Here is a 6,876-nt window from a genome sequence, read left to right as displayed (position 1 = left end):
TGAAGACGGCCTGCGTCCATGGTCAACGGTTTGCCACACGCGAGCAGGCACGCCAGGCGGTCATGGACTGGATCGCCTTCTACAACCATTCGCGGCTACATTCGGCGTTGGGCTACCTCAGCCCCATACAGTTCGAACAACGCTGGTTGGCGACGCAGCGCAAATCTGCCGCTTGATGACCGGGCTATGCACTCCGGTTTTCAGGGGCAACCTCAGTTGTCGGCGCGCGTGTGGCGCTTGAGCGTGCGCTGGATGTCGCGGCGCAGCCGGGCGGCGCCTTCGAACGTGGTGTCGAAGGCCTGCACCGCGCCTTCGGCCAGAGCCATCAGCTCGGCGACACGCGCGTCGCGCGTCGGGTCGGCCTGCGGTGTACGGCGGCGGCCGACCTCGGCCAGGCGATGCCGCAGCGCCTCGACCAGCTGCCGGCGGCGCTTGGGGCTGTGCAGCAGGTCGTCCTGCAGATACGGATTGCGCTGCACCACCCAGATGTCGCCGAGCACCTCGTAGAGCATGCGGGCGGAGCGGCCGGTCTGGCGCTCGCCGCGCAACTCCTGCAGCACGTCCCAGGCGCGGGCGCCGAGCAGGCGGATCACGATCTCGCGGTCGGAGAACGAGGTGTAGTTGTACGGGATCTCGCGCAGGCGGGCAGGCTCGGCCCCCTGCGAAACGAGGGTGGCCAATGCGGTCGGTGCATTCATGGGGCTTTGGACCTCGGTCGGGGCGCCGGTGCGCCCGCGTACCGGGTGTGGGGGGCCATGATTTTATCGCCAGGCCCGCCGGTCCGCGCGGAGGGCGGCCCGTCCTGCCCATCACCACACATCCCATGGGGTATACGCCCACAGCGCGCGACGGGAGCACGCGCTGGCATGCTACCCCGAGGGGTATTTATGACGAGCCGCGATCAGAACAGCAAGCGGCTGCGGATCGTGCCCGGCACCTGGGCCAGCTTCTCCTGCGCGATGCGCGAGGCGTCGTCGGCCTCCACGTCGGTCACCACGTAGCCGATCTTCTCGTTGGTCTGCAGGTACTGCGACGCGATGTTGACGCCGTGCTCGGAGAAGATCCGGTTGATCTGCGACAGCACGCCCGGCACGTTCTGGTGGATGTGCAGGATGCGGTGCTTGCCCGGGTGCGCCAGCAGCGCGACTTCGGGAAAGTTGACCGACGAGGTGGTCGTGCCGTTGTCGCTGTACTTCACCAGCTTCTCGGCCACTTCGAGGCCGATGTTGGCCTGCGCCTCGACCGTGGAGCCGCCGATGTGCGGCGTGAGGATCACGTTGTCCAACCCGCGCAGCGGCGAGACGAACTCGTCGTTGTTGCTGCGCGGCTCGGTCGGGAACACGTCGATGGCCGCGCCCAGCAGCTTTCTGGCCTTGATCGCCTCGGCCAGCGGCTCGATCTCGACGACCGTGCCGCGCGAGGCGTTGATGAGGATGGCGCCGGGCTTGAGCGCGTCGAGCTCGGCCTGGCCGATCAGCCACTTGGTGGCCGGCGTCTCGGGCACGTGCAGGCTCACGATGTCGCTCTGCGCCAGCAGCGCATGGAGGCTGCCGACCTGGCGCGCGTTGCCCAGCGGCAGCTTGGTCACCACGTCGTAGAACGCCACGTGCATGCCCAGCGATTCGGCCAGCACCGACAGCTGCGTGCCGATCGAGCCGTAGCCGACGATGCCCAGCGTCTTGCCGCGGATCTCGTAGGAGTTGGCGGCCGATTTCAGCCAGCCGCCGCGGTGGGCGATGGCGTTCTTCTCGGGCACGCCGCGCAGCAGCAGGATTGCCTCGGCCAGCACCAGCTCGGCCACCGAGCGGGTGTTGGAATACGGCGCGTTGAACACGGCGATGCCGCGCTCGCGCGCCGCGCCCAGGTCGATCTGGTTGGTGCCGATGCAGAACGCGCCCACGGCCACCAGCTTGTGCGCATGGGCCAGCACGTCGGCCGTGAGCTGCGTGGCCGAGCGGATGCCGAGGAAGTGCACGTCTGCGATGCGCTCCTTCAGTTCGTCGGACGGCAGGGCCTTCGGCAGCGTCTCGATCTGGCTGTACCCCGCGGAGCGCAAGACCTCGGACGCCGAGGGATGCACGCCCTCCAGCAGAAGGAACTTGATCTTGCTTTTGTCCAACGAGGTCTTTCCCATGGGCTTGTCCAGTGTCAGGAAGGTTGGGGTGGAAGGAACGCGCGGCGAGGGATGGTGCAGCGCAACAAATGACAAGAAATCCTAGCACGCAGCCACGGCACCGTGCGCGGCAGGGGTATCCTGCCGGGCGCGCCGCAACGGGTTTTTCCGCTTGGAGCGGCGCCATGCCCGTGTCACAAAGGGCACCTAGCATCCCACCTTTTTCCCGCCTCCAGGAGTTCCCATGCAATTCCGCTCCCTGGCCGTGGCCGCCGCCTTCGGCATGGCCGCCAGCCTTTGCGCCCACGCGCAGACCGAGATCCAGTGGTGGCACTCGATGACCGCCGTGAACGGCGAATGGGTCAACGACCTGGCCCGTCAGTTCAACGAGAGCCAGAAGGAATACAAGGTCGTCCCGACGTTCAAGGGCTCGTACGACGAATCCATGACGGCCGCGATCGCCGCCTTCCGCGCCGGCAATGCGCCGCACATCCTGCAGGTGTTCGAAGTGGGCACGGCCACGATGATGGCCAGCAAGGGCGCCGTGATACCGGTGGCCAAGGTCATGCAGGACGCCGGCAAGAAGTTCGATCCGGCCGCCTACGTGCCGGCCGTGGCCGGCTACTACACCGCGCCGAACGGCCAGATGCTGAGCTTTCCGTTCAACAGCTCGACGACGATCTTCTACTTCAACAAGGACGCTTTCAAGGCCGCCGGCCTGCCGACCGACAAGGCGCCGGCCACCTGGCCCGAAGTGGTCTCCGCCGCGGCCAAGCTCAAGGCCGCCGGCCACAAGTGCCCGTTCACCACGGCCTGGCAGAACTGGACCCAGCTCGAGAGCTTCTCGGCCTGGCACAACGTGGAGTTCGCCACCAAGGCCAACGGCCTGCAGGGCCTGGATGCGCGCCTGAAGGTCGACTCGCCGCTGCACCTGCGCCACATCGAGACCCTGGCCAACATGGCTAAGCAGGGCCTGTTCGTCTACAAGGGCCGCGGCAACGTGCCCGAGGCCAGCTTCGTCTCGGGCGAATGCGCCATGATCAACACCTCCTCGGGCTTCTACGGCAACGTGGCCAAGAACGCCAAGTTCGCCTACGGCCTGGCGCCGCTGCCCTACTACCCCGACGTGCCGGGCGCGCCGCAGAACACCGTGATCGGCGGCGCGAGCCTGTGGGTCATGTCGGGCAAGAAGGCCGCTGAGTACAAGGGCGTAGCCGAGTTCTTCTCGTTCATCTCCACGCCCGAAGTGCAGTCCGCCAGCCACAAGCGCACCGGCTACCTGCCGGTGACCACGGCGGCCTACAAGCTCACCGAAGAATCGGGCTTTTACAAGCAGAACCCCGGCACCGACGTGGCCGTTACGCAGATGATCCGCAAGGTGACCGACAAGAGCCGCGGCATCCGCCTGGGCAACTACGTGCAGATCCGCGCCATCGAGGACGAGGAGCTCGAACAGGTCTGGAACGGCAAGAAGACGCCCAAGGAGGCCCTGGACGCCATCGTCAAGCGCGGCAACGAGCAGCTCGAACGGTTCCAGAAGGCCAACAAGGGGTGAAACACCGCTGTTGAACGCGCCCTGCGCAGGCTAGACTCGCCGCCGCCCCGGCACCGGCCGCCGGGGCGGCGATTTCTCTTTTGGATCCATGGAAAAACGCGTCCTCTTCCGCTCCCGCTGGCTGCCCTGGCTGCTGCTGGCGCCGCAGCTCGCCGTCATCTGCGTGTTCTTTTTCTGGCCGGCCGGCCAGGCGCTGCTGCAGTCGCTGCAGCAGCAGGATGCGTTCGGCACCTCCACCGAATGGGTCGGGCTGGCCAATTTCACCCAGCTGTTCAACGACCCGGGCTATGTCGATTCGTTCAAGACCACCGCCCTCTTCTCGGTACTGGTGGCCGGCAGCGGACTGGTGCTGTCGCTGCTGCTGGCCGTGTTCGCCGACCGCATCGTGCGCGGCGCCATGGTCTACAAGACGCTGCTAATCCTGCCCTATGCGGTCGCGCCCGCGGTCGCCGCAGTGCTCTGGGTCTTCATGTTCTCGCCCTCGATCGGTGTCGTTGCCTATGCGCTCGGCAGGATCGGCATCGACTGGAACCACTTGCTCAACGGCGCGCATGCGATGACGCTGATCGTGATCGCCGCGGTCTGGAAGCAGATCTCGTACAACTTCCTCTTCTTCCTGGCCGGCCTGCAATCGATACCCAAGTCGCTCATCGAGGCGGCCGCCATCGACGGCGCGCGGCCGTGGCGCCGGTTCTGGACGATCCAGTTCCCGCTGCTGTCGCCCACGACCTTCTTCCTGCTGGTCATCAACGTGGTCTATGCGTTCTTCGACACCTTCGCCATCGTGGACGCGGCCACGCACGGCGGACCGGGCAAGGATACGACCATCCTCGTCTACAAGGCTTATTACGACGGATTCAAGGCGCTGGACCTCGGCGGCTCGGCCGCGCAGTCGGTGGTGCTGATGCTCATCGTCATCGCGCTGACCGTGGTGCAGTTCCGCTACGTCGAGAAGAAAGTGAACTACTGAGATGAAACGACACCCCCCCGAGCGGCTTTGCCGCTCCCCCCTTCTCTTGCGTCGCTGCGCTCCTTGGAAGGGGGGCGACGCCAGCGCGGCGGGGCGGCCCTTGCGCGGCGTCCGCTGGCCTGGGCCGCGTCAGTTTCATGCGCTGCGGGTGGCGCGTCGCGCAATGGATCACTGAAATGGTCGAACGTCGCTTTGCCTCGGGCCTGCTGAGCCACCTGGTCATGCTGATCGGCGTGGCCGTCGTGGCCTTCCCGATCTACCTGGCCTTCATCGCCTCCACCCACACGCCGCAGGAGATTGTGCAGGCGCCGATGCCGCTGCTGCCGGGCTCGAACTTCTGGGAGACCTACCGCGCCACGCTGTTCGGCCGCGACACCGGCGCCGGCTCGCATGCACCGGTGGCCCGCATGATGTGGGTGAGCCTGGTGTCGGCACTGATCATCACCTTCGGCAAGATCGCAATCTCGCTGCTGTCGGCCTTTGCGGTGGTGTACTTCCGCTTCCCGTTCAAGCGGCTGTGCTTCTGGGCCATCTTCGTCACGCTGATGCTGCCGGTGGAAGTGCGCATCGGGTCGACCTACCAGGTCGTCTCCGACCTGGGCATGCTCAACAGCTATGCCGGCCTCACGGTCCCGCTGATCGCATCGGCCACGGCCACCTTCCTGTTCCGCCAGTTCTTCCTGACCGTGCCCGACGAACTCGTCGAGGCCGCCCGCATGGACGGCGCCGGCCCGATGCGCTTCTTCAAGGACGTGCTGGTGCCGCTGTCGAAGACATCGATCGCGGCGCTGTTCGTCATCCAGTTCATCTACGGCTGGAACCAGTACCTCTGGCCCCTGCTGGCCACCACCAACGAGGACATGTACCCCGTGGTGATCGGCATCAAGCGCATGATCGCCGGCGGCGACGGCCAGAACGAGTGGAACGTCGTCATGGCCACCGCGCTGCTCGCCATGCTGCCGCCGGCCGTCGTCGTGGTGCTTATGCAGAAGTGGTTCGTCAAGGGTCTTGTGGATACCGAAAAGTAAGCAGAACACACACATGGCAGCCATTTCCCTCCAGGACGTCATCAAGCGCTACGGCCACGGGCCGAAGGCCAACCAGGTCATCCACGGCGTCCATGCCGAGGTCGTCGACGGCGAATTCATCGTGATCGTCGGGCCCTCGGGCTGCGGCAAGTCCACGCTGCTGCGCATGGTCGCGGGGCTGGAGGAGATCAGCGGCGGCACGATCTCGATCGGCGGCCGCGTGGTGAACGACCTGGAGCCGGCCGAGCGCGACATCGCGATGGTGTTCCAGAACTACGCGCTCTATCCGCACATGACAGTCTTCGAGAACATGGCCTATGGCCTGAAGATCGCAAGGGTGCCGAAGGACGACATCCGCGCACGGGTGGACAAGGCCGCGGAGATCCTCGAACTGGGCCATCTGCTGGAGCGCAAGCCGCGTGAACTCTCCGGCGGCCAGCGCCAGCGCGTGGCCATGGGCCGCGCCATCGTGCGGCAGCCGCAGGTGTTCCTGTTCGACGAGCCGCTGTCCAACCTCGACGCCAAGCTGCGGGCGCAGACGCGCCTCGAAATCCAGAAGCTGCACCGGGAGCTGCGCATCACCAGCCTGTTCGTGACCCACGACCAGGTCGAGGCCATGACCCTGGCCCAGCGCATGATCGTGATGAACGGCGGGCGCGTGGAGCAGTTCGGCACGCCGGAGGAGGTCTATCACCGCCCGGCGTCGACCTTTGTGGCGAGCTTCATCGGATCGCCTCCGATGAACCTGCTCAAGAACGCGCCCGGCGGACGCGCTGGCGCCCTGCTCGGCATCCGCCCGGAACATATCGAGGTCGTCGTGGTGGCCGATGCAGCGCCAGCGCCATGGCAGGCGCGGGTCGAAACGGTGGAACTGCTCGGCGCGGAGCGCCTGGTCTATGCGCGCCTGGGGGACGAGCCGCTGATCGTGCGGGTGGAAGAAGGCAGTCCTGCGCCGGTTCCCGGCGCGCGTCTGCATCTGGCGCCGCGCGAGGACCGGCTGCACTGGTTCGATGCAGGCACGGGGCTTCGGCTGGCCGGCACCTGAGCCGCAGATCGACCGCCACCGTCGGCGCTCCAGACCGCGAAGGCTCCGGCACGTCGCGATCCCATCTTGTGAAAGCGTGACGACGGACGCTGGCGCATGGTCCCGCGTTCCCGGCCGCAGGCATGCCGCACGTTTTCGGGATGGGAAGAGCCGGTGGTGGTCGCA

At 66.5% G+C, this 6,876-nt stretch carries 6 protein-coding genes and 1 pseudogene; 5 read left to right on the top strand and 2 right to left on the bottom strand.

What is annotated here, in order from left to right; all coding sequences use genetic code 11:
• Nucleotides 1-176, top strand: a 176-nt coding sequence (locus GAK38_RS18390; RefSeq protein ID WP_325346417.1) for an IS3 family transposase, incomplete at its 5' end; no start/stop codon positions are given.
• Between the two features lie 39 nt (nucleotides 177-215).
• Here GAK38_RS18390 and GAK38_RS18385 read toward each other — a convergent pair.
• Together GAK38_RS18385 and serA are read right to left on the bottom strand one after the other, a co-directional pair.
• Nucleotides 216-698: pseudogene (locus GAK38_RS18385) on the bottom strand (DUF3683 domain-containing protein); the annotation flags it as partial.
• Nucleotides 699-901: 203 nt separating this feature from the next.
• Nucleotides 902-2,134, bottom strand: a complete 1,233-nt coding sequence (gene serA / locus GAK38_RS18380) for a phosphoglycerate dehydrogenase (protein WP_325346414.1) — start codon at nucleotides 2,132-2,134, stop codon at nucleotides 902-904.
• 223 nt (nucleotides 2,135-2,357) lie between these two features.
• On the opposite strand from serA, the gene ugpB reads away from it, so the two are divergent.
• The 4 genes from ugpB (at nucleotide 2,358) to GAK38_RS18360 (ending at nucleotide 6,711) form a co-directional block, all read left to right on the top strand.
• Nucleotides 2,358-3,668, top strand: a complete 1,311-nt coding sequence (ugpB, locus tag GAK38_RS18375; protein ID WP_325346413.1) for a sn-glycerol-3-phosphate ABC transporter substrate-binding protein UgpB — start codon at nucleotides 2,358-2,360, stop codon at nucleotides 3,666-3,668.
• Between the two features lie 88 nt (nucleotides 3,669-3,756).
• A complete protein-coding gene (ugpA, locus tag GAK38_RS18370) occupies nucleotides 3,757-4,638 on the top strand; it encodes a sn-glycerol-3-phosphate ABC transporter permease UgpA (protein WP_325346412.1) in 882 nt (293 codons plus the stop codon).
• A 176-nt stretch (nucleotides 4,639-4,814) separates the two neighbouring features.
• Nucleotides 4,815-5,666 (top strand): sn-glycerol-3-phosphate ABC transporter permease UgpE, encoded by an 852-nt coding sequence (ugpE, locus tag GAK38_RS18365; RefSeq protein ID WP_325346411.1) that lies wholly within the window; start codon nucleotides 4,815-4,817, stop codon nucleotides 5,664-5,666.
• Nucleotides 5,667-5,679: 13 nt separating this feature from the next.
• Complete coding sequence (locus GAK38_RS18360) at nucleotides 5,680-6,711, top strand: sn-glycerol-3-phosphate import ATP-binding protein UgpC (protein ID WP_325346410.1); 1,032 nt, start codon at nucleotides 5,680-5,682, stop codon at nucleotides 6,709-6,711.
• Nucleotides 6,712-6,876 lie beyond the last annotated feature (165 nt).

The sequence above is a fragment of the Xylophilus sp. genome, from assembly GCA_009914555.1.
Lineage (GTDB): Bacteria > Pseudomonadota > Gammaproteobacteria > Burkholderiales > Burkholderiaceae_C > WNDY01.
The sequence above is the reverse complement of the archived record's forward strand: the minus strand, read 5'-3'. Positions and strand labels throughout refer to the sequence as shown.